Here is a 25088-nt window from a genome sequence, read left to right on the forward strand (position 1 = left end):
TTGCTTAGGGTCGTACCACCGAAGTATCAATTTTTTCTTCGGCCAGACGGCTGCGTGCCCGGTTCATTTCGTCTATGCCCTTGAAGGGGCCCATGCGTACCCGGTTCACGGTACCGCCATTGACCTGAGCACTTTGCACCGAGGCATCAAAGCCCAACATCAACAAGCGCGCTTTCATGGCTTCAGCGTCTGCATTGTTGCGGAAGGCACCTGCTTGCAGGTAGTAGGGGGTAGAGGTGGTGGCTGGCTTGGTCGCTGCCGGGGGCGCAGCAGGAGCCGGTGTGGCTGGTTTGCTGGTGGCCGGTGCCGGGGTGTTGGGAGCGGCAGGTGCTGTGGCCGGAGGCGTTACCGCAGGAGCAGTATTGCGCGTTTCTGGCTGACGCGTCGGTTCCGTACCCATGGCTGGCAAGGTGGCGATCAGGTCACCCAGGGCGTCCGGTGCAGCAGGCTTGGACGGGATGCTGGGCAAGTTCACGGGGGGCAAGGTCAAACCGGGAATGGTGTCGCCTGGCGGAGGAGTTTGTCCACTGGAGCGGCCATACAGGTCCCGGTTCGGGTCCAGCAAGTCTCGCCCTTCAGGCAAGGCAACAGTAGGTTTGTCTCGGCTGGCCTTGTCCACAAAGGGCATGGGCACCTTGGTGACGAACAGGGCAACGGCAACCGCCGCGCCCAGACCCAGAATCAGGCCAATCAGAATGCCGGTATAGGTACCGCCGGAACTACTGGATTTTTTACGTGCTCTTGCCATATCTGCCTATGGGTTTACATACGTTCGGGTGCGGACACACCCAGCAGGTTCAGACCATTGCGAATGACTTGGGCGCAGGCCTGTGCCAGACGCAGACGGGCCAGACGCAAGGCCGTGTCATCTACCGACACGCGCTCGGCGTTGTACCAGGAGTGGAAGTCCGCAGCGCAGTCGCGCAGCCAGAAGGCAATGTGGTGAGGGGCCAGTTCGCGCGCGGATTGGGCCAGCACATTGGGGTATTCAGACAGGCGTTGCAGCAGGGCGATTTCGGTGGGGGCGGTCAAAGGCGTGATGTCGGCCTGAGGCACTTGATCCAGCAGTTCTGCCGACTGATTCAACACGGAGTTGATACGGGCATGAGCGTACTGGATGTAATAAACCGGGTTTTCTTCGCTCTTGGACAGGGCCAGATCGATATCGAATACGAATTCGGAGTCGGCACGACGCTGGATCAGGAAGAAGCGCACGGCGTCCTGGCCTACCCATTCGATCAGGTCACGCAAGGTGACGTAGCTGCCTGCGCGCTTGGAAATTTTCACTTCCTGGCCATTGCGCATGACTTTGACCATCTTGTGCAGGATGTAGGCCGGGAATTCCTTGGGGATACCCAGACCCAGACCTTGCAGGCCAGCGCGTACGCGGGCGATGGTGCCGTGGTGGTCGGAGCCCTGAATATTGATGGCGTGGTGGAAACCGCGTTCCCACTTGGCCACGTGGTAGGCCACGTCCGGCACGAAGTAGGTGTAGCCGCCTTCGGATTTGCGCATCACGCGGTCTTTGTCATCGCCTGTGCCCAGTTCGGTGGTGCGCAGCCACAGTGCGCCGTCCAGCTCGTAGGTGTGACCGGCGTCAATCAGGGCCTGCACGGTTTTTTCAACCTTGCCGGAGGTGTACAGCGAGCTTTCCAGGTAGAAATTGTCGAACTTCAGGCCGAAGGCTTGCAAGTCCAGATCCTGTTCGCGGCGCAGGTAGGCCACGGCAAAGCGGCGGATGTCTTCCAGATTGTCCAGATCACCACTGGCGGTGACGGAGGCGCCATCGGCAGCCTGAACGGTTGCACCGGCCTGGTAGTCGCGGGCGATATCCAGAATGTAGTCGCCCTTGTAGCCGTCAGCGGGGAATTGCTCGCTGTCGGGCTCGATGCCACGGGCACGGGCATGTACGCTGGTGGTCAGGTTGTCGATCTGGTTACCAGCGTCGTTGTAGTAGAACTCGCGGGTAACGTCGTAGCCTTGCGAGCTGAACACGCGGCACAGGGAGTCGCCCAGCGCGGCCTGGCGAGCGTGGCCTACGTGCAAGGGGCCGGTCGGGTTGGCCGACACGAACTCCACCATCAGCTTTTCCTGGGTAGGAGCAACGTGACCGAAGTGATCGCCCTGTTCGGCAATCGTCTTCAGGACGGCCTGGTGCGTGGCGGTGGACAGACGGAAGTTGATAAAGCCCGGGCCGGCAATTTCCGCGCCTGCCAGCAAAGCGGCGGCATTCGGATCGGCCAACAGGGTATCGACGATTTGCTGAGCCAGCTCGCGCGGGTTGCGACCGGCTGGTTTGGCCAGTTGCATGGCAATATTGCAGGCGGCATCACCGTGCGCAGCCACTTTGGGGCGCTCCAGCGTGATGTTGGGTTCAGCCTGGGGCAAGATGGCACGGACGGCAGCCTGTAGGCAGGCGATTAATTGAGATTGTTGCTCAGCAAGCATAGGAAAGGTCTGGATTGGTAGAAAGACAACTGCGGCGTGTTGACCACGCCCCAGATGGAAGGCGCGACATTGGCCCGCCGGATAGCCCCACATGATAGCGTGATTTGACGCCAAATTCTTTTCAAGAAGCCTGGCGCTCCCATCCCAGGTGGTTATGTAACCACGTATCGTAAGCGTCCATGTCTACCCAACCCACCTGATTACCGGGTCGGATACGCCAGCTGTTATGCCGCTTGATCACTGTCTCCATGGATTGTTGAGTGGCTTGGCCCAGACGCGGGTGCAGGTCTTGATACATCAGGTTTTGACCCTGCCCGTGAGAGTCTACTCCCCGCAAACTGCCTTGAGTCAGTCGCAGCCCAGGCAGGCGCATGTCCAGCAAAACAGGGTGGAGCACGCTCAGGTCTATGTGCCCCAGTTCCGCCAGCGCCAGACCCGTCGCCCTGGCTTGCCAGTGCATCCAGGCCAGCGCCACCTTATCCAGATCGCTGATGGTTTCTTCGTTTTCATCAGGCAGCACGCCGCCGCCAATCTGGCTGTGCGCGCCGATAAAAGGCATTTCCACCGTGTTCATGGCCTCTGTCAGGGCGCTTAAGGGAAAGTAGGCACGGTGTTCATGCATGGCGACGGCATGCGCAACCCAGCTCCAGGCGTCGGACACGCCCAAGCGATATTGGGAGTTGCTGCCGCCTCCCAGTCCGAATTGGGCCACGGTATCGAACAGCCCTAAAAAGCGGGGCGTGATGCAGGCACGAATGGCGCCGCGCTGTGGATCATTCAATACAAACCAGCCCTGCTGTACGTGGTCCAGTATCCGATTGGAAAAGTCTCGTGCCAGTGCTGCTCCTCGAGAAAAACCCAGCAAATCCACAGGTACCGCGCTCGGGGCCGGGCCTTGCTCCTGCATGCGATTCAGGAAGTTGTTCCATTGCGATTCCAGAATCCGCCCTGCTCGCCAAGCGGTCAGTGCATCCCAGTTCAGGGTCACGGGATCGCCCGGCCCTTTGGCGTAATGCACCGCTCCATCCTGATACAACTGCGACAGTTTCCACACATTGCTATTGGTAATGGGAGCCTGTCGTGTGCCATCAAAGGCAAACAGGAGCAGGCCGGTGGGGTCAATATGACGCAAAGGCTGTTGTTGGGCGTAGCCCACGGCCTGGGTTTGTGGCCATGGCCCCAGAGGGTCCGGCTCTAGATAGTGGCCGTGCTCGGGCAGATAGGTACGCAGCAGATTGTCGTGCCAGCCGGTCGCGGATTCGGCATACTGCCCTGGTAGACGTAGATTGAACTCCAAGGTTTCAAGCAAGGGTTCGGCCTGTCCAAAAGGGTTCAGGTCGGCAGCCCAGACCGGCTTGGTTTGCTGGTCGCTAATCAGTCGCACAGCGCCCATCAAATCACTATGCAGGTAGTACAACTGCCCTTGCCCGTCTGGCTGATAAACAATCATGCCTATTGGTGTCAGCCCGGCATACAGATAGCGTCGGGAGATGAGCTGGCCGGGACCAGCGGGTAAATCCAGTTCAGCTATTAATTGCTGGCCGTGAAAGAAAAAGGCTCGCTCCTGATCGCCTTGCTTGCGCCAGATACGTTGGCCAAAGGCATCGTGCCGGTACTCGACCAAGGTGGTGTGTGCTGTTTGCACACGCTGCAAGCGTCGGTTCGGACCGTAGTCCAGATTCAAGTTACCGACGGCTTTCGTCGTGCCGGTGGAGGAGCGCTGAATGGAAGCAGCTGGCTTTGGATGGCGTGCAACAAGTGCGCCGCTGTCGTTCCAGGCCAGCCACTGTGCTGATTCGGTCTTGCCCTGACGGAAAGCGATCAGCCGCTGTTTAGTGTCGTAGTGCAAAAACCAATGGCGTGTTTCTTGTAGCAGCGGGTACTCATGGCGATCCTCCAGCACTTTGCCTTGAGCATCCAGACGGCGGGCTTGTGTCCAGACGGGTTTGCCATCGGGCTGCAAAAGCATCAAATCCACGGCCTGTCCGGCGCTGTTTGCATGGCTGATCAATTGAAGGCCATTGCCCCAGGCATAGCCCACCTCTTGTGCGTGAATCACGGTCTGGCGTTGCCCGGTTTGCGTGATCCATTCCAGAGACTGCAAGCGTCCGTGCGCGTCCCAGCGATAGCGTAGTTGTCCGCCCTCCGGCAGGGTGTGCTGCGTCAGCCTGCGTTGCTCGTCGTACTCAAAGCGCTCGGTCCAGCTTTGACCGGGGCTATGGCTACGTTCCAGACGGCGCTCTTGTAATAGGCCTGCCCGCAACTTCAACCATTGCGTTTCCATGGGATGACGAATGCGCAGCGCACCAGGTCCAAGCCAGTCCAGTTCACTGCGCTCGGTTTCATGGCCTTGTTGATGTTCAAGACTGCTCAAACGCCCCCGTTGATCGTATCGAATGTGGAGCGAACCTCCTTCGGCGTATTCGAGGCGCCTCAGTTTGCCATTCGGGTTCCAGCGCCGTGTTTCGCCTCCATGCTGGCTTGTTGCCCAGTTTTGCAAGCGCCCTTTTTCATCCAGCTCGAAACGTAATGGCCCCCAGCCGCCCTGCCGTTGCTCCAGCCCAGAGAGTGTCCCATTGGCACGGCGTTGCGCTGTCCATGGCCCGGCCTGCAACCAGCGCCCTTGCGGGTCGTACTGCCATTCCGTGCTTTGGACGGGGCAAGTGTCACATAGGCGGCTTTCCAGTTTTTGTAGCCGCTGCTGGCCTTGATAGTCTCGGTAGTGGAAGCGATGCCGCTCTGTGCCTATGGACCATTCGCTTAGGCCCGGCTCATAGCGTGCCGTCCAGTCCTGATTGAAGGCGTGGGAGATCAAACGGCTGACTCGGCCTTGGGCGTCGTACTCCCATTGCTGCATGGGCTGAGCCGTTTGCCCAGGCGCTTGCAGGCTGGTGCCACCTAAATGATGTGACCAAGGCGCAGGAGCTGGATGATAGAGGCGTTGCATGCCATCCGGACGGCTGACGCTGGCCAGCCAGATTTGCTGATCGTGCTGTTTCAGAAGCAAGCGAAACGGCCCGGCCGGGGTTTTAATATTGATGTCTGTGTCTGTGTCTGTGTCTGTGTCTGTGTCTGTGTCTGTGTCTGTGTCTGTCGGCGCGGTTGTGGTTGCCGCCGCTGTCGCTGCCTCTTCTGCTTCTGCAGCCCTTATCGCCGTTGTGGCATTGGCTAGGGATCTGGTTTTGGTTTGGGGTTGAACTTGTCTTGGAGTCTGAACTGGAGTTTGGTTTTGCCCTGGCCCATGTCCTTGTTTCTGCCCCTGTGGCGACACCTGCTCCTGCGCTTGGCTTTGCCAATCAAACACCAGCGTTTGGCCTAAATGATTGCGCACAGTTTTAACCGCATACGCCTGCGGATGCGTGCCCGGAAAGCGTTCTATATCCAGCCATTGCTGGGTCGAAACACGCACATGGGTCAACCAGCCCTGCTCGTCAAAACGCAGAATCAAACCATTCGGCCCCTGCCAGAACCAGCCCGTACCTTGCACCTGTGCCGGCGGGTACAAGCGAGTCTGCCGCCCATCCGGCATGAACAAGGCATGGCCTTGCTGCCGCAACTGCAGGTCGTAATTCAAGGCCCAGCCAGTGTGCCCAAGTGTTGGTGTAGGATTGCGCCCCTGCCCATTCCAGTGACGCTGCAATTGCAGCAAGGGCCAGGCCTGGCTTAGTGGCAGGTCCGTATCGCTTTGGTATTTCTGCCCGCTGAGCAAATCCACTGGATTGAGCAAACCCATATCTGGCGCGGGCTCGGCCTGTTCTCCCAAAGCGGCAGCTGGTGCGCAGCGGGTGGACGAGGGGGGCAAGGGGCACTCAAGCGAGCTTTGTGACCAGGCCAGGGACGGCAAGGTGATCAGGAGCAAGATTAGCCAGGACAGGAGCGCGGAAGGCATGAAGGACTCTCCAAGACAGGGAAAATCCTGCTATCTTGCAGGGGTGTGTATCCTGAAAGCCGAATAGGAAACACAAAGATCCATAAGGAGAAACCGTATGCTAGTCGTCTTTAAAAGCAAAGCCGCCGCCGATGTTCTGATGTTCTCTGAACATGCCATGCCTATTCTCCGGGCCGCAGGGCGCTCTTATCCCGATGGTTTGCCCGAGCGTGGCGTGTTCACGGCAGAGCAGTTGTCCGAAGCCATTGGCAATATTGAACGAGCAATCGGGCAAGACCGGGAAAACAAGCATTCGCCCCACGAGGACGAAGACGATGAAAAGGAACACCCGATGTCGCAGGCCGTGAGCTTCAGCCAACGCGCCTACCCGTTGCTGGATATGTTGCGCCAGGCGAATAACACCGGCGTGCCGGTGATGTGGGAACCGGCAGATAGCTCCTGGTAGTCCCTGGAATGTCGGCCTGCCGACAATTTGGCAGGCCTTCTTTGCTTAAGCTCCAAAGTTGATCTATTTTTTTTCGGAGATCGTCTATGAGCGCTATGGTGCTTGTGATCTTTAGTCCTCGCCAGCACATAGAGCTGGTCACTCCTATACAAACCATTGATCCGGACAGCGGCAAGCAATCGCGTGACTGGTTTGATCGCACCTGGCAAGAGCTGGGCTGTGAACCCCTGCGAGCCAGCGGCAAAGTGCTGTTGCTGGACAAGATTATGGGCGTGGCCGATGCCCTGGGTTACACGATGCTGTCGCAAGACGATGAGCGCGCCCAGGAGTTTGCACGCCATTGCTTGCAAGCGGTGGGCTCCATGCAGGTCACCGTGGATTTGCCAGGCCTGGCTGTCACGTATTGATCAGGTTCAAGGCAATAGAAAACCGGCTCTGTGTGAACTGCCCCCCGTAAGTTGGACAGTCAGAAGCTAAAGCCCGAAGGCCTGAGTTCGGTATTGCACCGGGCTCAGGCCTTTTAGCTTGAGCTTGATGCGGTCGTGGTTGTAGTAATAGATATATTGCTCGATGCCCGCCTGTAACTGCTCGATGCTCTCGAAGTGGTTCAGGTGGAAGAACTCAGCCTTGAGCGTGCCGAAGAAGCTCTCCATAGCAGCGTTATCCAGGCAGTTCCCCTTGCGTGACATGCTCTGGGTCAGTGATCGGTCCGTCAGCATACGTTGGTAATGGGGCTGCTGATACTGCCAGCCCTGATCGGAGTGCAGCAGGGGGCGATCCGTGGGTGTGAGCCGGGCCAGCGCCTTTTTAAGCATACTGCCCACGAGTTGGAACACAGGCCGGCGGCTAGTTTCATAAGCTACGATCTCGCCGTTGTACAGGTCCATTACGGGCGAGAGGTACAGCTTTTCACCACGCACCTTGAACTCGGTCACGTCGGTGACCCACTTCTGATGAGGCCTGCCGGCCTCGAACTGGCGCGCCAGCAAGTTCGGCGCCGCGCGGCCCTGCTCGCCTCGGTATGAACGGTATTTCTTCGCACGCACCAAGGACTTCAATCCGAGTGCCTGCATCAGGCGCTGTACGGCCTTGTGATTGACGTGCTCACCGGCCTGGCGCAGGGCGGCGGTGATCCGGCGATAGCCGTAGCGCCCCTTGTGCTGTGCGTACAGAGCGCGGATGTGCGCCTTCAGGGCGACATGCCGCTCGCCTGCCTGTGCGTTCAACTGGTAGTAGAACGTGCTGCGTGACAGCCCGGTCACCTTCAGCAGTACAGTCAATGCGTGGCCTTGCCTCAGTTCGAGCACGACCCGCGCTTTTTCTGCGCGGCCTGGGCTTTTTCCTGACGCAAGGCCCTCAATTTTTTTAAGTAAGCCACCTCCGCGCGCAGGTACTCAAGCTCTTTGAGCAAGTCTTCGCGCGTACGCGGGTCGTCGGTGTCAGAAGGCAACGAGGGAGATTCGGCAACAGGTTTCATTTTCAGGCGTCCTCGACGTTTGGGTTCTAAGGCCACTAGTCCACCCTCATCATACGCGCGCTGCCAGCCAGCGATGACACCTGCGCCACCACGAATATCATATAAAACAGCGGTTTGCCGGTAACTCAACGCTTCTCGCTGCATCCGAGTCAACACGGACCACTTGAAGGCCGCGTCGTAATGACTGAACTTCTTGCGTAAGCCAGCATCGCCATGCTCGCGGTAGTAGGCTACCCAATGCTCAAGCATTCCCGCATCGACTCCATACTGGGCCGACACAGATTTAAACCCCAATGAACCGGCCAGATACGCTTGCACGGCCTCTCGCTTGAGCCCTTCTTCATATTTCGTCATGTAAAACACCCCAAAGGTTGGACCTGTGTCCAACTTTTGGGGTGCAGTTCATGTGGGGCCGGTTTTTTTTAGGTCTTTTTGAATGCTTAGGGCTTGCAGGGCTGTCGGTCAGACCTGTACCCGGTTACACAATACGGAGGTTCAGCCCTCAAGGGTTTACCGCTTTTTGATACGAGCCGCTATGTTGCGCCTACGAAAAACCCGCCTTGTGGGCGGGTTGCAGGCAGAACGACGATAAGCCGGGCTGCGAAAGCGGGTCAGGCGCGGCTAGGGTGAGCCGGGCGGGCGCTTGGGTGGGATCACCACCCAAGTCGCGGTATGAAGACGGTATTAAGCCGTTGTGGTTTCAGCTTCTTGCTGAGCGATGGTGTGGCGGTTGACCGCGCTCAAGATCGCCAGGAAGGAAGAAGTCACGATGTCAGCGTGGATGCCCACACCAAAGCCCGATGGGCTGTCACCGATACGCATTTCCACGTAAGCGGCAGCGCGGGTTTCAGCACCGGAACCAATGGCGTGCTCGTTGTAGTCCATGATCTTGATGGACAGATCCAGGGCATTCACAAAGGCAGAGATCGCGCCTTCGCCCGAGCCCTTCAAGGTGCGAACCTGGCCGTCGTGCTCCACATCCACTTCAATCGTGAATTGCTGGCCGCTGTCGGCGTGAGGCTGGCTGATGATGTTGTGCTTGAGCAGCTTGTAGTGCTTTTTGCAGTTCAGGTACTCGGATTCGAAAATACCGTATACGTCTGCAGGCGTCACTTCCTTGCCGGAAGAATCGGTCACGCGCTGAATGGCGCGGCTGAATTCGATTTGCATGCGGCGTGGCAAGACCAGGCCGTGCTCTTGTTCCAGCAAGTAGGACACCCCGCCCTTGCCCGACTGGCTGTTGACGCGGATAACCGCATCGTAGCTGCGGCCCAGGTCGGCCGGGTCGATAGGCAAGTAAGGGACTTCCCACAGTTCGTCGGATTTTTGCTGAGCCAGGCCTTTCTTGATGGCGTCCTGGTGAGAGCCGGAGAAGGCGGTAAAGACCAGGTCGCCAGCGTAAGGGTGACGGGGATGCACGGGCAACTGGTTGCAGTACTCGGCGGTGCGACGCACTTCGTCGATGTCCGAGAAGTCCAGTTCAGGGTCCACGCCCTGGGTGTACAAGTTCAGGGCCAAAGTCACCAGGCAGACGTTGCCGGTGCGCTCGCCGCTACCGAACAAGCAGCCTTCGATACGGTCTGCGCCAGCCATCACAGCCAGTTCAGCAGCCGCTACCGCAGTGCCACGGTCGTTGTGCGGGTGCACGCTCAGGGTTACGTTGCTGCGCTGTTCCAGATTGTTGTGCATCCACTCGATCTGGTCGGCGTACATATTGGGCGTGGTGGCCTCAATGGTCGCGGGCAAGTTCAGGATGACGCGCTCGTCGGCGGCAGGTGCCCAGGCTTTCACCACCGCGTTACACACGTCCAGCGCAAATTCCGGCTCGGTGGTGCTGAATACTTCGGGCGAATACTCGTAGCCCCATTGGGTTTGCGGGTACTTGGCCACTTCGTTCTTGACCAGGCGTGTACCGGTCAGGGCAATTTCCTTGATCTCGTCCTTGCTCAAGTTAAAGACAATCTTGCGAAAGGCCGGTGCACATGCGTTGTACAGGTGAATGATGGCGCGCTTGGCACCGGCAGCAGCTTCGGCCGTGCGCTTGATCAGGTCTTCACGCGACTGCGTCAGGACGATGATGGTGACGTCTTCAGGAATGCGGTTTTCGTCGATCAGCTTGCGAACGAAATCGAAGTCGGTCTGCGATGCGGAAGGGAAACCGACCTCGATTTCCTTGAAACCGATTTTGACGAGTTGCTCGAAAAAGCGCAGTTTGCGAGCCACGTTCATGGGCTCGATCAGGGACTGGTTGCCGTCACGCAAGTCTGTGCTCATCCAGATGGGCGCTTTGGTAATGCGCTTGGAAGGCCAGGTGCGTTCAGCGAAGTCGCGATCAAAGGCGACAAAAGGACGATACTTTTGAGAGGGGTTTTTCAGCATTGCCATGGGGATACCTGTCGGACAAAAAGTGTTGATTACTTCTTGCCGTCACCAGCGATTGCAGCATTTACGTAGGCCGGTGGCGGCACAAATGACGTAGATGTGGCTGAGTATTGGCTGCCGAACTGCCACAGGACACTAGGCCCGGCAACCGGACGCTAGTAGTAGCAGCTGGGATAGGCTGGAGGCAGGGGCCGAAGAACGGCCTTCACGCACGGAACGCGACAAGGCTGCTTCAGCGGCGGGGCTGAAACCTTGGCAGGCGTAGGAGGATTGGCGTACGTGAGTCATGACCGTTAGTCAAACACAAAAAAAACAGGAAGGCAAGCTTTACGCTTGTGGTTCGTGGCGTTCGTAGTCGGCTCGCAGCAGGCGGCTTTGTTGCTCGGCCAGTTCCATTTTGCCAAAGCGTCCGGCGCGCAGCTCGCTATGGGCTCGTTGTAAATCGCCCACAGTCAACGGGCTGCGCTGGTCGGGCCAGCACCACAGAATTACTTCACGGGCCGGACGACTGAGCGATCGGGCCAGTTGAGCCACCGTGGACTCGTCGATAATGCGTTGCTGGTTGCGTCGCATGACCCCTTGTACGAAGCCATACAAAAGATAGGCAATAATGAGGGTTATGACGCCCACTACCGTCCACCAGAAAAACGGGTTGTATTGTTTGATCAGCGCCAGGTTTTGAATGCTCAAGGCCTGCAGGCCGGAGTAATCCAGGCCACGCCCAAAGCTGATAAGACGGTTGAGCAGGTCCCACCAGATAATGGCTACTACGATAGTGACTACGGTGCAGATAATAGTGGCCGTGGCGCACAGCTTGAACAGTGTGCTGCGCAGAGCCTGACTATCGTTGGCGGTGGGTGTCTGGGCGTTGTCAGTTTTCATGGAAACGATTGTACCTATGCTTACGCGTCAGTCACTAGATTTACGCCAGCAGCAAACGCTGGTTTTGACGCCGCAATTGCAACAGTCTATTAAAGTGTTGCAGCTATCGGGGGCCGAGCTGGAGCAGGAATTGGCTCAGGCTTTGCTGGATAACCCCTTGCTGGAACGTCTGGACGTGCAGACGGATGTCGCCGCCGAGCCATTGCCCGAAGCCGTTTCGGGCGAGGCGGAATCCTCGTGGGCGAGCCTGGAGTTTCCCAAGCATCAGGGAGATTCGGACGACCCTGACTGGACTCCTGAATCGGCCATTGCCCAGGACCTGGCGGCTTATTTAAGCGAGCAGCTAGGACTGTTGCGTTTGAGCGACCGTGACCGTGCTTTGGCCCAATTACTGATCGATGAACTGGACGATAACGGCTACCTGCCTGTCTCTCTGGAAGAGGTGCTGGCGTGCCTGCCCGACGAGCTGGATATTGATGAAAGTGATTTGCGCTGCGCCCTGGCACAGGTGCAGTCTCTGGACCCGGCCGGTGTCGGTGCGCGGGACCTGGCCGAGTGCCTGGGCTTGCAGCTGATGCAACAGGCCCAGCACCTGGAACCTGCCTTGCTTGATTGCGCCCGTTATCTGGTGCGCGAGCATGTCGGCATACTGGCCTCGCCCAGTCAGCTGCGTCAGCGCTGTGCGGGCCATTATCCGGCTGAACTGGTGGAGCGGGCCCATCATCTGGTCTTGAAACTGGACCCCAAACCGGGGCGGGCCTGGACACAGAACGTCTCCGCCTATGTAGTGCCGGACGTGTTGTTGATCCGTGGCAAGGATAGCTGGCAGGCGGCCTTGAATCCCTTGGCTGTGCCGCGCCTGCAACTGGTCAACCTGCATGATTATGAAATTGAAGCGCACCCTGCCTTGCTGGCAGAACGTCAAAAAGCCACTGGCTTGCTGCGCAGCGTTAACAGCCGTTTCGTGACGATTTTGCGGGTGGCCCAAGCCATTGTGCAGATGCAGCAGGACTTCTTTACGCAGGGTGTGTCGGCGCTGAAACCCATGCAATTGGCCGATCTGGCGGCCGAGCTGGACTTGCACGAGTCCACGATTTCCCGCGCCACGCGGCAAAAGTACATGCAGACGCCGCATGGGGTGATGGAGCTTAAGCAGTTCTTTACCGTAGCCTTGGCCAGTGCCGATGGGAAGGCCGATATGTCGGCGGCTTCGGTACGGGCGCAGATCGCGCAAATGATTCGTGACGAGTCGCCGACCAAACCTTTGTCGGATCAGCAGATTACCGATCTCCTGCAGGCCCAGGGCCTGACCTTGGCGCGCCGTACGGTGGCGAAGTACCGGGAGGCGGAAGGCTTGGCACCGGCTTCACAACGCAAGATGCGGGCGGCGGCCGGGGTTTAGGAACTACATGTCATAGCAGCTCAACGATGCTTGGTGGGTCCGGCGGCTCACCGTCCTGACTGGCCAGAGCTTTAAAACAATAAAAAAAACAGGGCCTGCATACACGCATGAACAGGCCCTGCAAAAGCGGAGTTAGACTCTGCCAGCCAGACGGAGAACTGGATGACAGAGGTGTCGCTGGTCTGCTTAGAATTTCATGGTGGCCGAAGCCAGGAAGGTACGTGGTGAGCCTTGGCCATTGCTCAAAGGCACGACCCAATACGCTTTATTGCCCACGTTTTCCAGGCTGGCGCGCAAGGTCACCTCCTTGCCGGCAAAGCGCGTCTTGTAGCGCATGCCCAGGTCATAGGTGGTCACGCCTGGCATGTAGTAGCTGTTGCTGGCGTCGGCATATTGCTTGGACTGGGTGTGCAGGTTGGCATTCAAGGTCAGGCCCTGAACAAAAGGCGTATCCCATTCAATCCCGGCCTTGGCGACCCAACGGGACAGGCCTACGGCCATACGTCCTTCATTGGTCGGGTTGCTGGCCTTGCGAATCTTGGGGTCCAGGTAGGCGATGCCGCCGGTCAGACGCCAGTTCTCGGCAATCTGACCGAACACCTGCACTTCCACACCCCGGTTGCGCTGGCGACCGTCGTAGCTCAGGTTGGGTTTGCCGTTGAAACGCTCATTGCTTTCGTAGCTGTTGGGTTGGGTGATGTCGAACAGGGCTGCCGTCAGCGCGTAATCCCCGCTGTCGTACTTCATTCCGATTTCGTATTGACGTGTTTTCTGGGGTGCGAAGATCTGGCCTTCGTTGGCGTAGTCGTCGCCCACAATCATGCCCTGGGTCAGACCCTCGGCGTAGTTGGCGTACAGCATCCAGTCGTCACGCAATTGCCAGACACCGGCAATGGTGGGGGTTAGCGCGTTCTTGCTGTAGTTGTCGCTCTTGCCGCTTTTATCCTTGGTGCTGACCCATTGCTGGCGCAGGCCCAGTGTCAACTGATATTTGCCGTCTGCAAAGGACAGGGTATCGGCCAGCGCGGCACTGTACAGATAGCTGACGTTAGGCGCACTTAGCCCATTCATGGGGACATAAGGGCGAGCCGGGTAGTCCGGGTCGTAGATATTGATGGTCTCGGACCAGCCTTTGATGGACGTGTTGTCGCTGCGCGAGCTCTTGCGGTTCCAGTCCACTCCGGCGCTGATGGTGTGGTGCACGGCGCCGGTGTCGAAGTTGTAGAACAAGCCACTATTGGCGGCCAGGTTGTAGCCAGTATTGTTGCGACGAGTCGCAGCCAGTTTCAGGTCTCCTTGCTCGTTCAGCAAGGTGCTGCCCTTGGTGTTGTAGTTGCTCATCTCGGACTTGCTGTAACCCGCCGAACCGTAGACGGCCAGCTTGTCGCTGGCAGCCCAGTCCGCCCGTACCAGCGCTGTGGTTTCACGTGTCAGGCCGGCAGCCCAAGGGACTCCCAGCAAGACATTGCCTTTGGGGGGTGTGGGCAAGGGGTTTTTGTCCAGGCCCTTGGCCAGGCGCACACCTCGGTTCAGGCCCGAAAGGTATTCTTCCAGGTGGTACAGGTCGGCAGACAGTTTGACGGAACCCAGACGATAGTCAGCGCCCAAAGAGATCAGCTTGTCGCGATTGGTACGGTGGTCCACTACGCCCTCGCCGTCCTTGAACACGCCGTTCAAACGCAGGCCCAGCTCATTGGATTCCCCGAAACGACGGCCCAGATCCAGATGCGTCCCGAATTGGGAAGGCTGGATATAGGACATGGTGACGTTGGTGATGGGATCGTCCGTGGCACGCTTGGTCACCAGGTTGATCGAGCCACCCACATCGTTGCTGGCATTCATGCCGTTCAGAACGGCAGAGGGGCCTTTGAGAATTTCTAAACGCTCTGCGATGGCCATCACGCGGCGGCCACTGGTCAAACCTTGCAAACCATTTAGAGACACGTCACCGGCACGGAAACCCCGTATATACATGGTGTCTTTGCCGCCCGTTCCACCTGCACCGGGGGTCTGTACGGAAGGGTCGTTCTTGCTGATCAGAATGCGCAGTTCCTGACCTTGCAGGTCTTCGATGTAGTCGCTGGTGTAGTTGATGGTGCTAAAGGGAGTGTTCATGACATCCCGGTTGCCCAGCAAACCCAGATTGCCGCCGGTAGCGACATGATTACCTTCATAGGCGGGAGGCAGGTCAATGTATTCGCTGGCTTTGACTTCAATGGTGGACAAAGACGTAACCGGGGGAGCATCAGAAGATTGTGCCCAACTGCTACCTGCACTGAGCAGGCTCAGGCCAACAAGATGAGAAATGCGCATGGATCTTAAGTTAAATATAAATAAAAATGATTCTCATTAATGTTTTATTTGTAGCATTTGCTTGTAGGTGGTTCAAGCAGTTAGGTGCCTTTGTGATATAAAAACGACCCTAAAAAACTTAGGGGTATAAGGAGGTGATGCAGTCGATTTCGCTCCGAAACCGCGCCGGAATCAGGGTTTCAGGGGATTTTTGAGCAAATTCGAAGCGCGTCTGACTCCACGGTGGGAGTGCGTCCCATGGAGCCGTTTTGGCAAAACAGGCGATGTTTGCTTGGTAAGGGGTAGGCAAAGGAGCGGTGATGGCTGCCGGCTAATAAAGCAGCGGCTCAAGAAATTGTTCTATTTGTGGCCTGAACAGGCTTGAGCTGTGTTTCGATACTTGTCGACTGCGACTGCGACTGCGACTGCGACTGCGACTGCGACTGCGACTGCGACTGCGACTGCGACTGCGACTGCGACTGCGACTGCGACTGCCAGGGCGGGAGGCAGGTAAGCAGCGGCGGAACTCCCCTTCCGCGACTGCCCCCTTTATCTATCGTCCTTAGCTAAATAACCAGGGTTCCTGTTTCCTGCGTTGTTGCTCGTAAGCCTGGATCTGATCCATTTTCTGCTCTGTCACGCTGATGTCGTCCAGCGCCAGCAGCAGGCGGTGGCGGCGTTCAGGCTCCACCTGGAAATGGATGTGCTGGTCGGGACCGATCAACATGCAGGCTTCCAGATCGACCGTCCATTCATCCCACGGATTTTGCGCGGCAGTGGTGAATAAGCCATCAATCTGTTCCGCAGCCAGCTGTATCGGCAACATGCCGTTTTTAAAGCAGTTATTGCGGAAAATGTCAGCAAAAGAAGGGGCGATCAGCACCGCAATGCCTAAGTCCTTCAGCGCCCAGACCGCGTGTTCACGGCTGGACCCGCAGCCAAAATTCTCGCGTCCCAGCAGAATGCGGGCGCCTTGTGCATGCGGCTGATGCAGGCAGAAACTGTGGATTGGCTCACGCTCGGCCAGTGGCTTGCCGGGGTAGCCAATATCCGCGTACCGCCAGTTGTCGAAGGCATATTGCCCAAAGCCGGTGCGTGACAAGGAAGTCATGTACTGCTTGGGCAAGATCGCGTCGGTATCCACATTGGCGCGGTCCAGCGCAATCAGGCGCGAGCGCACGGAAGTAAAAGGTGTGTTCATGCAGCGTCCCAGTGGCGGATATCGACAAGATGGCCTGCAATTGCGGCGGCAGCCGCCATGGCGGGGCTCATCAGGTGTGTGCGTCCCAAGGCGCCCTGCCTGCCTTCAAAATTGCGGTTGGAGGTGGAGGCGCAGCGCTCGCCCGGATTCAGGCGGTCTTCGTTCATGCCCAGGCACATGGAGCAGCCCGGCTCGCGCCATTCAAAACCGGCTTGCGTGAAAATCTGGTCCAAGCCTTCCTGCTCGGCCTGACGACGTACCAGACCCGAGCCGGGGACGACTAGGGCCTGCAGTACCGTGCTGGCCACACGTTTGCCTTTGACCATGGCTGCGGCGCTGCGCAGGTCCTCAATGCGGGCGTTGGTACAGGAGCCAATAAATACCCGGTCTATGGTGATGCCTGCCAGCGGCTGGCCGGCCTGCAAAGCCATATAGTTCAAGGCGCGTTGGGCGTCAGCTTGTTTGGCCGTGGCGGCCGCTAATGGATCAGGCACAAGCTGGTCGATGGCCGCCGCCATATCGGGGGAGGTTCCCCAGGTAACCGTGGGGGCGACCTGCGTGGCGTCGATCTGCAAGTGTTGATCGTATTGGCAGCCCTCATCGCTGATCAGCGTGCGCCAGTACTGCTCTGCCTTGTCCCAGGCCTCTCCTTTCGGTGCCAAGGGGCGACCGCGCACATAGTCCAGGGTCTTGTCGTCCACAGAGACCAGAGCAATACGGGCCCCCGCTTCGATCGCCATATTGCACAAGGTCATGCGCCCTTCCATGGATAAGGCACGGATGGCGGGGCCGGTAAATTCGATGGCACAGTCCCGTCCGCCATCCGCGCCCAGGCGGGCAATGATGTGCAGGATCAGGTCCTTGGCGGTGCTGGTGGCTGGTAATTCGCCTTGTACATCTACTTGCAGGCTGCGCATGCGTTTCGCGGCCAGACATTGCGTGGCCAGAACATGTTCCACCTCGGAGGTGCCAATGCCAAAGGCCAGGGCCGCAAACGCGCCATGCGTGCTGGTATGGGAATCTCCCGCCACGATGCTGGAACCGGGCAAGGTCATGCCCTGTTCCGGTCCGATCACGTGGATGATGCCCTGGCGCTCGTCATCCAGCCCAAAATAGCGCAGGCCAAACTCCCGGCTATTGATCTCCATCTGGTCGATCTGCGCCTGGGCCAAAGGATCTTCCAGACGCTGATTGCGGCGGCGAGTGGGCACGTTGTGGTCCACCGTGGTCAGCGCGGTTTCCGGACGACGCACATGGCGTCCAGCCAGACGCAAACTTTCGAAAGCTTGCGGACTGGTGACTTCGTACAACAACTGGCGGTCTATGTAGATCAGATCATGCTCATCGTCTACCGCCGCGACGCGATGTGTATCCCAGAGCTTTTGAAAAAGGGTGCGGGCCGTGCTCATGGTTGGCACACCTTCAAGGCGTAGGCTGGCCCGGCTTTGTGCAGGCGACTTTGAATAGGCTCTTGCGTCAGGGCCGCGATTTCTTCAGCCAAAGGCTGGAGCGCTTCCAGATTCAAGCCTGTTTCCACGCCGCTGATCTGGAACATATGGGCCAGATCTTCCAGGCTGGCATTGCCGCTGGCACCGGGGGCGTAAGGGCAGCCGCCCAAACCGGCCAGCGCTGCGTCGAACCGACGCCCGCCTTCGCGATACGCAGCCCAGGCATTGGCCAGCGCCAGCCCGCGGGTGTCATGGAAATGGCCAGTGACGCCCTGCTCGCCATACAAACTCAAGGCAGCCTGGGTCAGGCGTTCTACATCCACGGGCGAACCCATGCCGGTGGTATCGCACAGGCTGACGGAGCTGGCTCCCATGCGCTGCACTTCTTGCATCAAGGCAATCACGTGTGCGGGGGCGACGGCGCCGGTAAAGGGGCAACCAAACGCGGTGGACAGAGACACGTTCACTGGCGTTTTGCCCGCCGCTTCCAGCACCTGCTCCAGCTGGGCCAGTGATTGTGCAATATTCATGCGCAGATTGGCCTGGTTATGCGCTTCAGAGGCTGAAAATACAAAGTTCAGCTCGTTCATATGGGCTGCCAAAGCGCGCTGCGCACCGCGCAGATTGGGGACCAGTGCGGTGTAGCAAACCTGAGGGTCGCGTGTGGTCAGGCTGGCCAGCTCATCGGCATCCGCCAGGGATGGGATGGCTTTGGGCGACGTAAAGGACGTGAGCTCGATCTTGCGCACGCCGCATTGAGGCAGCGCCTGCGCGATACGCAGCTTGTCTGGCGTAGGCACCCAGCGTGGCACGATTTGCAGGCCGTCACGCAAGGTGACGTCGGTGATCAATACGGTACTCATTCCACGATTCCTTGTTCGCGCAGGGCTTGGCAGCGCTCCGGGCTCATGCCCAGTTCTTGCAGGATGCTGTCTGTGTGTTCGCCCAACTCCGGCCCCAACCATTGGGTGGCACCAGGGCTGCGGCTTAACTTGGGCACGATGCCGGGTATGGTCAGTTCCTGGCCGTCTTCCAGTGTGTGTTTCTCCAGCATGCCGCGCGCCTGATAGTGCGGGTCATCCAGAATGTCGGCGGCGGTGTAGATGCTGCCGCTGGGGACTTCGGCCTTGTCCAATGCTGTCAGCACGTCTTCCAGGCTCCGCGCGCCGGTCCAGTCGCCAATGGTCTGGTCCAGCATGGCGCTGTGTTCCACGCGTCCGGCGTTGTCGGACAGGCGCGGATCGTTGGCCAGATCGGGCCGGCTCATGGCCTGCATCAGACGAATGAAAATGGCATCGCTATTAGCCGCAATCACCACCCATTTGCCGTCGCCGGTGGGATAGGTGTTGGAAGGGGCGATACCGGGCAAGCTGGCGCCAGTGCGTTCACGTTGATGACCGTTCAGTTGATAGTCCGGAATCAGGCTTTCCATGATGGCGAAGACAGATTCGTACAGGGCCACATCAATCATTTGGCCCTGTCCGCCTTCCTGGCGTAGATGATGCATGGCCAGCAGCGCGCCTATGGTGCCGTACAGCGAAGCCAGCGTATCGCCCAGGCTGACACCGGCTCGTACAGGAGGGCGATCCGGATAGCCGGTGCCGTAACGCAGGCCACCCATACATTCCGCGATGGCCGCAAAGCCGGGGCGACGGTGATAGGGGCCGTCCTGCCCGTAGCCGGAGACGCGCACCATGATCAGGCGCGGGTTCAGGGCGTGCAGCGTTTCCCAGCCCAGGCCCCAGCGTTCCAGCACGCCGGGGCGGAAATTTTCAATGACGATATCGCTTTGCAGGGCCAGCTCACGAGCAATTTCCTGGCCATCGGGCTGGCGCAGATCCAGCGCAATGGAGCGCTTGTTGCGGCTTTGCACGCGCCACCACAGGGAAGTGTCCTTGTGCAGCTGCCGCCAGCGGCGCAGCGGGTCGCCCTTGCCGGGCGGTTCGATCTTGATGACATCGGCCCCAAATTGAGCCAGCAGGCTACCGGCATAGGGGCCGGCAATCAGTGATCCCAGCTCCAGGACTTTGATGCCTTTGAGCGGGGGGGCGGTAAAGCTGTTCTTATCCATTTCTGTTTCCTCCAGCTATGGATTCTGGAATAGAAAAAGGAAGTGGAAAAGCAATCAAATATTATGCTGCCATCGTAAAAAACGTGGGTGGAAAATAAATAAAAACCCGCATGAAGCGGGTTTTGTTTTTTAAAGCGTTCGGGGTAGCCAAAGAATAATTTCGGGGAAGATGGTCAAAATGACAATTGCCAAAATCTCCAATGCTACAAATGGCAGAGCCCCCCGTGTAATCTGCTGTAGCGATATTTGCGGAGCAATACCCTTGATCACATAGAGATTCAATCCCACCGGCGGTGTAATTACGGCCATTTCGCAGGCAATAATCATCACAATGCCAAACCATAATGGATCGTAGCCCAGTGCGACAATGACTGGCAGTAAAACGGGAGTCGTGATCAGGATAAGGGAAACAATATCCAGGAACATGCCCACGACAATCAGAAACAGCAGCACGAACAGAAGAATGACCCAGGCTGGCTGAGACGATGCCGTAATCAGGGCCACCAGCTTTTGCGGAATCATCAAGCGGGTCATGATGTAGCCAAACAGCAGCGCTGCGGCCAGAATCAGCAAGATCATGCCACTGGTGACGGCGGTGGAGCGCAGAATCTGCAAGGCCGTGCGCCAGTTCATTTCCTTGTAGGCAATGGCAATGAGGAACGCACCTGCAGCACCAATACCGGCAGCTTCTGTTGGAGTAGCAATGCCCAGATAGATCGTGCCCAGCACCAGCAAAATCAGCAAGGAAGCGGCCCAGATGTCTTTCAGGGCGGCCAATTTCTGTGCCCAGGTAACGACTTCCGAATTGCGTGGTGCGGACTCTGGCTTGAATATCGCAACCAGGGCCACATAAATCACCATCATGACGGTAACCATCAGGGCGGGCAGCAAGGCACCTATAAACAGCTTGCCGATGGACTGATCCGCCATTTCGCCATACAGCACAAAGCCAATGCTGGGAGGAATCAGCAGGGCCAAAGCACCGGCCGCGGCAATCGTGCCGCCAGACAGACTGGGCGAGTAGCCGCGCTTGAGCATTTCAGGAATGGCAAAGCGACCAATCGTGGCGGCACCCGCTACGCTGACGCCGCTCATGGCACCGAAAACGGCCGAGCTGCCTACACTGGCCACAGCCAAACCACCGGGCAGGCGGTTCAACCATAAATAGAACAGCTGATAGAGCTTGCCGCCAATACTGGTGCGGGCAATGACTTCACCCATCAGAATGAACAGCGGGATGGCGATCAGGGAATAGCTGGCCATGCCGCGGTGCAAGGTGGCGGGAATGACATCCAGGCCGCCCAGGCCGGATTTCATCAGAATGCCGGAAATACTGGCAACACCCAGTGCGGCAAAAATGGGGGTACCGATAACCATCAGGATGGCAAAGCAGGCCATCATCAGGCTGAAAATGAGCATGGAATCCATGTCAGAACTCCTTGATGCTGTCGTTGGATTCCACACTGTTCGGGATGAACAGTTGGCGCAGGGTAGCCAGGCCCAGCAAGGTGCCGCCCAGCGGGATCATGCCGTAGGCAATCCACAAGGGGAAACGCAGCATGGAAGCCGAGCGATAGTTGCGGGCAAGCGCGGTTTCCACCACGGAAATACCGGCCCACAACAGCACCAGGCAAAAGAACAAGATGCACAGTTGCGAATTGCAGGTGGCCAGGCGCTGGCCGCGTGGCGAGAAGCGCATATGGAATGCTTCCACGCTGACGTGGCGATTTTCCAGGTGGACCCAGCCTATGGACAGCCAGGAGCAGACCAGCAGCAAGTACACACACACTTCGGTGATGTAGATGCTGGGGCTGTTAAAGACGTAGCGTGCAATGACGCCGTAGGTGCAGGCAATCATCAGGGCGGCCAGGGCAACTTCGGCTACCAGAATGGCAACACGGTTACTGCCGCGCGCAAATGCGCCCAGAAAATGAATAAGTGGATTCATGGTGTCTCCACACGAGGGATACACGCCGGCTCGGGGGCCGGCGCGCATTCACGCGTGATCAGGGCTGGCGGGTTTTTTCGATCAGTTCCAGATAGGCGGGACCGTTCTCAACCTGCTTGCTCCATTCATCAATGGCGGCTTGGGTTTGCTGACGCATTTCGGCCAGTTGAGCGGGTTCAACACGATTGATGGTCACACCGGCTTGCTCGTAGCGTTGCAGCGCCTGGCCTACAAAGGCGTTCACGCGTTCAAACTGTTCTTCGTCGCGCTGGTGGGCGGCCTTGCTGATGATCTCTTGCAGATCGGGTGGCAGGGATTCCCATTTCTTGCGGTTGATGGTCAGCACGGATACATCGATACCGAAGTTGGCGATGGACAGGTACTTGGCCACTTCATACAGGTTGCGGCCAATGCCGGTCAGCAAGGGACGTGGAGTGGCGTCGATCACGCCACGGTCAAAGGCCAGGTACAGCTCGGAAGAGGGCATGCCGGTTGGTGAGCCACCCAGCAGTTGCAGGGCGCGCGCATCCATGGAACTGGTGGAGGCCCAGACCTTGCCCTTGATGTCAGCGGCCGAGTTGATCGGTGCCTTGCGGCTGTAGAACTCGTACGGGTCCCAAGGCGCCAGGCCCAGCACAACGGCATCGTGCGTGTCACGCAGTTCCTGTTCGGCCCCCAACTTGAACAGTCCCTGGTCCAGAGCACGTTTCAGGTGAGCCGTGCTGTCAAACAGAAATGGCAGGGTAAAGATGTTCAGCGCCGGCACGGTACCGCTAGGGTAGGTGCTCGTCATGTTGACGATGTCCACGTCACCACGGGACAGGGCTGGCAGTTCCTCGTAGCCGTCAAACAGCTGGCCAGAGTGGAAGACATTGATCTTGATACGGCCCTGGCTTTCTTTTTCTACGGTCTGGACGAAGTTCTCAATGGGTTTCCAGGCGTATTCGTAAGCCGGTGGCAAGTAGGTTGAAAAGGTCAGCTCGACTTCTTGGGCGTGCGCAGGCGAGATGCCCAGCGCCAGGGTGCAGGCGGTCAGCGCCGCTGTCAGGGCTTTTTTCATGGATGTCTCCTGTGGTTTCTTTTTTTGTGTGCTGTTAAAGCGTGTGTAGATGAGCGATCAAGTCGGCCGAGGGCAGGACTTCGCCGTACTTGCTGGCCATATCGATCAGATTGCTGCGGTGTTGGGCTGCCGAGCGGTCAGCCACCGCATCTTTAGCCACGAACGGGGCAAATCCCGACTGCAGGCTGTCCACCACGCTGGCACGGACGCAGCCGCTGGTGGTGGCGCCGGCCACAATCAGCATGTCGCAGCCTTGATGGGCCAGCAAGGCAGGCAGTGGCGTGCCGTAAAAGGCAGACGCCTGGGTCTTGTACAGGATGATGTCTTGTTCAGAATCGTAGTCCAGCCGTGGGTCCAGCTCGCAGGCAGACGAACCGCGCAGCAGGCAGCGCAAGGACGAGGCCTTGGTCAGCCACAGATTGGCATCGGCCAGATGAGCCTCGTAGCCGATGATGGTGAAAATAACGCGACCCTTGCCACGCATGGCGCGGATCAAGGCATTGGTTTGTTCGATCTGGCTGTCGCAGTTCGAGGCCAGCGGTGTCAAACCTGGTTCGGTAAAGCCACGTTGAAAGTCGATAACGACCAAAGCCGGCTGTTGCCCCATGGGCAGGGTGCCGTCAAACCCCCCTTTCAGATTATCGCTATCGCGCATTTGTTCTCCCCTTGCTATTTTTCCTGACTTAAATAATCAGGTTCCGTATTATTTGCGTAGTCTGTCATCGCTAATGACGTGAGTACAGCGTCAAATTGCGATGGTGCTATCGCAATTGATGATGGCAGAGTGCTTGTCGACCCGCCTCTCCTAGGATGGAATACTGGCTTATGAACATCGATCCCAAATCTTTGCGGCTATTTTTGTTGGTGCTGGAACGCGGCACCATCTCGGGGGCGGCCGAGCAGTTTCACATTGCGCCTGCGGCAGTCAGCAAGCGCCTTAGCGATCTGGAACAGCAATTGGGCGCAGCCCTGATCGAGCGCAGCAATAAAGGTGTGTATCCAACGGCAGCAGGCAAATCGCTGGCTGCCATGGCTCAGCGTTTGCTCGATGATATGGACGCCATGGGTGCCTTGATGCGCGACTTCGCCGGAGGGGCGACCGGCAATGTGCGGATAGCGGCGAACCTGTCGTCCATCACGCAGTTTTTACCGCAGGCCTTAAGTTCTTTTATGGCGCGTCATCCCAAAGTGCGCGTGTCGCTGGAAGAGCGGATCAGCGCCGGAGTGGCTCAGGCGGTGGCTGACAATAATGCTGATCTGGGTGTGCTGATCCGAGGCGTAGGCAGTGCCGAGGTGGAGTATTACGACTATCGTCAGGACGAGCTGGTTCTGCTGGTGCCTGCGTATCACCCTTTGGCGGGACGGAAGGAACTGCCCTTTGCCGATACCCTGGATTTTGACTATGTGGGCATGCACACCGGCAGTCACCCCAATCTTTTGTTGTTACGTGCCGCCAGCGAGCTGGAACGTACCTGGCGTTGCCGTGTGCAGGTTACCAGCTACGACGCTCAATGCCGCATGATTGAAGCGGGCCTGGGAATTGGTGTGCTGCCGCGCTCTGTGGCCCAGTCCTATGTGCAAAGCCTGGGCCTGGCGATGTGTGTGATCAAGGAGCCCTGGACATCGCGTCGCGTGGCGCTGTGTGTGCGCAGCCGCTATAGCTTGTCGCCCGCCGCCCGCCTGTTGATGGACCACCTGTTGCAAAATTGATGCGCCTGTCGTTTCCCGGCAAAGCCTGCAAAGGCAGGCTGCAAGCCGTTTTCGACCTTATATCGGTGTAACGTAATTCTTAATGAGAATGACTCTTGATATTTTCAGGTTTCTTGATAATAATAGTTCTCATGTTTATCTGCATATGTAACGCGATCACCGAGCGTCAAGTACAAGAAGCAGTACGTGGCGGCGCTTCCAGCCTGGCAGACCTTCAAGGTCAGCTTGGGGTGGCGTCCTGCTGTGGCTGCTGCGCGGAGACGGCTCAGGATTATCTGCCGGGTGGACGCTATGCCAATCAAACCATGATTGCTAGCCTGGAAACTGCCCGAGTGGATTACGCTGCCAATGACAGCCTGATCCCTGCTCCTGAGTTTGGCCGTCTTGTTTGTCGCGCCTAAGCGCGTGTTTTTGATCAGGATTTCCCATTCCC

General features: G+C 58.1%; 21 protein-coding genes. 5 read left to right on the forward strand and 16 right to left on the reverse strand.

Annotation, left to right across the window (positions count from 1 at the left end; all coding sequences use genetic code 11):
* Positions 1–4 precede the first annotated feature (4 nt).
* The 3 genes from CPY64_RS18445 to CPY64_RS18455 form a co-directional block, all read right to left on the reverse strand.
* Positions 5–748, reverse strand: a complete 744-nt coding sequence (locus tag CPY64_RS18445; protein ID WP_042484769.1) for an SPOR domain-containing protein — start codon at positions 746–748, stop codon at positions 5–7.
* 14 nt (positions 749–762) lie between these two features.
* Positions 763–2448 carry an arginine--tRNA ligase gene (argS, locus tag CPY64_RS18450; RefSeq protein WP_042485263.1) on the reverse strand — a complete coding sequence of 562 codons (1686 nt, stop codon included), beginning with the start codon at positions 2446–2448 and terminating at the stop codon, positions 763–765.
* Positions 2449–2569: 121 nt separating this feature from the next.
* Positions 2570–6337, reverse strand: coding sequence for a phospholipase effector Tle1 domain-containing protein (locus CPY64_RS18455; RefSeq protein WP_042484766.1), 3768 nt, complete (start codon positions 6335–6337; stop codon positions 2570–2572).
* Between the two features lie 97 nt (positions 6338–6434).
* On the opposite strand from CPY64_RS18455, the gene CPY64_RS18460 reads away from it, so the two are divergent.
* Both CPY64_RS18460 and CPY64_RS18465 read left to right on the forward strand, forming a co-directional pair.
* A complete protein-coding gene (locus tag CPY64_RS18460; RefSeq protein WP_026483854.1) occupies positions 6435–6782 on the forward strand; it encodes a DUF1840 domain-containing protein in 348 nt (115 codons plus the stop codon).
* 86 nt (positions 6783–6868) lie between these two features.
* The gene (locus CPY64_RS18465; protein ID WP_042484764.1) at positions 6869–7189 is read left to right on the forward strand and encodes a hypothetical protein; all 321 of its coding nucleotides are present in this window, start codon (positions 6869–6871) and stop codon (positions 7187–7189) included.
* 66 nt (positions 7190–7255) lie between these two features.
* On the opposite strand, the gene CPY64_RS18470 is transcribed toward CPY64_RS18465, so the two are convergent.
* The 4 genes from CPY64_RS18470 to CPY64_RS18480 form a co-directional block, all read right to left on the reverse strand.
* Positions 7256–8613 (reverse strand): IS3 family transposase gene (locus CPY64_RS18470; protein WP_371317310.1). Its coding sequence is split into 2 segments (ribosomal slippage): positions 7256–8131 and positions 8134–8613, totalling 1356 coding nucleotides; the frame shifts between segments, so codons are not numbered across the junction.
* A 330-nt stretch (positions 8614–8943) separates the two neighbouring features.
* Positions 8944–10638 (reverse strand): 2-isopropylmalate synthase, encoded by a 1695-nt coding sequence (gene leuA / locus CPY64_RS18475; RefSeq protein WP_042485260.1) that lies wholly within the window; start codon positions 10636–10638, stop codon positions 8944–8946.
* Positions 10639–10776: 138 nt separating this feature from the next.
* Complete coding sequence (locus CPY64_RS19075; RefSeq protein WP_155274657.1) at positions 10777–10929, reverse strand: hypothetical protein; 153 nt, start codon at positions 10927–10929, stop codon at positions 10777–10779.
* A 39-nt stretch (positions 10930–10968) separates the two neighbouring features.
* Complete coding sequence (locus tag CPY64_RS18480) at positions 10969–11523, reverse strand: hypothetical protein (RefSeq protein ID WP_042484759.1); 555 nt, start codon at positions 11521–11523, stop codon at positions 10969–10971.
* Between the two features lie 16 nt (positions 11524–11539).
* Between CPY64_RS18480 and rpoN the strand changes: the two genes are divergently transcribed.
* The gene (gene rpoN, locus CPY64_RS18485; RefSeq protein ID WP_042485253.1) at positions 11540–12925 is read left to right on the forward strand and encodes an RNA polymerase factor sigma-54; all 1386 of its coding nucleotides are present in this window, start codon (positions 11540–11542) and stop codon (positions 12923–12925) included.
* A 186-nt stretch (positions 12926–13111) separates the two neighbouring features.
* Here rpoN and CPY64_RS18490 read toward each other — a convergent pair whose 3' ends face one another.
* The 9 genes from CPY64_RS18490 to CPY64_RS18530 form a co-directional block, all read right to left on the reverse strand.
* Positions 13112–15238, reverse strand: a complete 2127-nt coding sequence (locus CPY64_RS18490) for a TonB-dependent receptor (protein WP_052362936.1) — start codon at positions 15236–15238, stop codon at positions 13112–13114.
* Between the two features lie 541 nt (positions 15239–15779).
* The gene (gene leuD / locus CPY64_RS18495; RefSeq protein ID WP_042484754.1) at positions 15780–16418 is read right to left on the reverse strand and encodes a 3-isopropylmalate dehydratase small subunit; all 639 of its coding nucleotides are present in this window, start codon (positions 16416–16418) and stop codon (positions 15780–15782) included.
* A complete protein-coding gene (gene leuC / locus CPY64_RS18500; protein WP_042484752.1) occupies positions 16415–17827 on the reverse strand; it encodes a 3-isopropylmalate dehydratase large subunit in 1413 nt (470 codons plus the stop codon). The genes leuD and leuC overlap by 4 nt, the downstream gene beginning before the upstream one ends.
* Positions 17824–18729, reverse strand: a complete 906-nt coding sequence (locus CPY64_RS18505) for a hydroxymethylglutaryl-CoA lyase (protein WP_042484749.1) — start codon at positions 18727–18729, stop codon at positions 17824–17826. The genes leuC and CPY64_RS18505 overlap by 4 nt, the downstream gene beginning before the upstream one ends.
* Positions 18726–19937: a CaiB/BaiF CoA transferase family protein gene (locus CPY64_RS18510; RefSeq protein ID WP_042484746.1), complete on the reverse strand. Its 1212-nt coding sequence runs from the start codon at positions 19935–19937 to the stop codon at positions 18726–18728. The genes CPY64_RS18505 and CPY64_RS18510 overlap by 4 nt, the downstream gene beginning before the upstream one ends.
* 129 nt (positions 19938–20066) lie before the next feature.
* Positions 20067–21365 carry a TRAP transporter large permease gene (locus CPY64_RS18515; protein ID WP_052362935.1) on the reverse strand — a complete coding sequence of 433 codons (1299 nt, stop codon included), beginning with the start codon at positions 21363–21365 and terminating at the stop codon, positions 20067–20069.
* Between the two features lies 1 nt (position 21366).
* Complete coding sequence (locus CPY64_RS18520) at positions 21367–21885, reverse strand: TRAP transporter small permease (protein ID WP_042484744.1); 519 nt, start codon at positions 21883–21885, stop codon at positions 21367–21369.
* A gap of 58 nt (positions 21886–21943) precedes the next feature.
* Entirely contained in the window at positions 21944–22945 is a 1002-nt protein-coding gene (locus CPY64_RS18525; protein WP_042484740.1) for a TRAP transporter substrate-binding protein, read from the reverse strand.
* A gap of 34 nt (positions 22946–22979) precedes the next feature.
* Positions 22980–23600 carry an isochorismatase family protein gene (locus CPY64_RS18530; protein ID WP_042484737.1) on the reverse strand — a complete coding sequence of 207 codons (621 nt, stop codon included), beginning with the start codon at positions 23598–23600 and terminating at the stop codon, positions 22980–22982.
* 170 nt (positions 23601–23770) lie between these two features.
* Between CPY64_RS18530 and CPY64_RS18535 the strand changes: the two genes are divergently transcribed.
* The gene (locus tag CPY64_RS18535) at positions 23771–24655 is read left to right on the forward strand and encodes a LysR family transcriptional regulator (RefSeq protein WP_042484735.1); all 885 of its coding nucleotides are present in this window, start codon (positions 23771–23773) and stop codon (positions 24653–24655) included.
* 131 nt (positions 24656–24786) lie between these two features.
* The gene (locus tag CPY64_RS18540; protein WP_009460253.1) at positions 24787–25056 is read left to right on the forward strand and encodes a (2Fe-2S)-binding protein; all 270 of its coding nucleotides are present in this window, start codon (positions 24787–24789) and stop codon (positions 25054–25056) included.
* The last annotated feature ends 32 nt before the right edge of the window (positions 25057–25088 follow it).

The sequence above is a fragment of the Alcaligenes faecalis genome (genome assembly GCF_002443155.1).
GTDB classification, from domain to species: Bacteria; Pseudomonadota; Gammaproteobacteria; order Burkholderiales; family Burkholderiaceae_B; genus Alcaligenes; species Alcaligenes faecalis.

Bases quoted from the DNA above. Each gene is read 5' to 3' on its own strand.
- CPY64_RS18445 (WP_042484769.1), bottom strand. From the start codon at position 748: ATGGCAAGAGCACGTAAAAAATCCAGTAGTTCCGGCGGTACCTATACC.
- argS (WP_042485263.1), bottom strand. From the start codon at position 2,448: ATGCTTGCTGAGCAACAATCTCAATTAATCGCCTGCCTACAGGCTGCC.
- CPY64_RS18455 (WP_042484766.1), bottom strand. From the start codon at position 6,337: ATGCCTTCCGCGCTCCTGTCCTGGCTAATCTTGCTCCTGATCACCTTG.
- CPY64_RS18460 (WP_026483854.1), top strand. From the start codon at position 6,435: ATGCTAGTCGTCTTTAAAAGCAAAGCCGCCGCCGATGTTCTGATGTTC.
- CPY64_RS18465 (WP_042484764.1), top strand. From the start codon at position 6,869: ATGAGCGCTATGGTGCTTGTGATCTTTAGTCCTCGCCAGCACATAGAG.
- leuA (WP_042485260.1), bottom strand. From the start codon at position 10,638: ATGCTGAAAAACCCCTCTCAAAAGTATCGTCCTTTTGTCGCCTTTGAT.
- CPY64_RS19075 (WP_155274657.1), bottom strand. From the start codon at position 10,929: ATGACTCACGTACGCCAATCCTCCTACGCCTGCCAAGGTTTCAGCCCC.
- CPY64_RS18480 (WP_042484759.1), bottom strand. From the start codon at position 11,523: ATGAAAACTGACAACGCCCAGACACCCACCGCCAACGATAGTCAGGCT.
- rpoN (WP_042485253.1), top strand. From the start codon at position 11,540: ATGCTTACGCGTCAGTCACTAGATTTACGCCAGCAGCAAACGCTGGTT.
- CPY64_RS18490 (WP_052362936.1), bottom strand. From the start codon at position 15,238: ATGCGCATTTCTCATCTTGTTGGCCTGAGCCTGCTCAGTGCAGGTAGC.
- leuD (WP_042484754.1), bottom strand. From the start codon at position 16,418: ATGAACACACCTTTTACTTCCGTGCGCTCGCGCCTGATTGCGCTGGAC.
- leuC (WP_042484752.1), bottom strand. From the start codon at position 17,827: ATGAGCACGGCCCGCACCCTTTTTCAAAAGCTCTGGGATACACATCGC.
- CPY64_RS18505 (WP_042484749.1), bottom strand. From the start codon at position 18,729: ATGAGTACCGTATTGATCACCGACGTCACCTTGCGTGACGGCCTGCAA.
- CPY64_RS18510 (WP_042484746.1), bottom strand. From the start codon at position 19,937: ATGGATAAGAACAGCTTTACCGCCCCCCCGCTCAAAGGCATCAAAGTC.
- CPY64_RS18515 (WP_052362935.1), bottom strand. From the start codon at position 21,365: ATGGATTCCATGCTCATTTTCAGCCTGATGATGGCCTGCTTTGCCATC.
- CPY64_RS18520 (WP_042484744.1), bottom strand. From the start codon at position 21,885: ATGAATCCACTTATTCATTTTCTGGGCGCATTTGCGCGCGGCAGTAAC.
- CPY64_RS18525 (WP_042484740.1), bottom strand. From the start codon at position 22,945: ATGAAAAAAGCCCTGACAGCGGCGCTGACCGCCTGCACCCTGGCGCTG.
- CPY64_RS18530 (WP_042484737.1), bottom strand. From the start codon at position 23,600: ATGCGCGATAGCGATAATCTGAAAGGGGGGTTTGACGGCACCCTGCCC.
- CPY64_RS18535 (WP_042484735.1), top strand. From the start codon at position 23,771: ATGAACATCGATCCCAAATCTTTGCGGCTATTTTTGTTGGTGCTGGAA.
- CPY64_RS18540 (WP_009460253.1), top strand. From the start codon at position 24,787: ATGTTTATCTGCATATGTAACGCGATCACCGAGCGTCAAGTACAAGAA.